General features: G+C 49.3%; 1 rRNA gene. It reads left to right on the forward strand.

Annotated features, from left to right (window positions below):
• Positions 1-137: 137 nt before the first annotated feature.
• A 5S ribosomal RNA gene (gene rrf, locus M2D63_RS26275) occupies positions 138-205 on the forward strand; the annotation flags it as partial.

The raw sequence follows: 205 nt of genomic DNA on the forward strand, positions 1-205 counted from the left end.
CCATGTGAGAGTAGGTCATCGTCAAGATTAAATTCCGAAACCCCTATCTGCGTACGCAGGTAGGGGTTTTGTCTTTAAAGTAGAAGCATCAAGAATTCGCTGGCACGTCACCTTGGACGGACCGGCACACAGAATTTCTTGACGACCATAGAGCATTGGAACCACCTGATCCCATCCCGAACTCAGCAGTGAAACGATGCATCGC

The sequence above is a fragment of the Pseudomonas sp. BJa5 genome (assembly GCF_030272875.2).
GTDB lineage: Bacteria > Pseudomonadota > Gammaproteobacteria > Pseudomonadales > Pseudomonadaceae > Aquipseudomonas.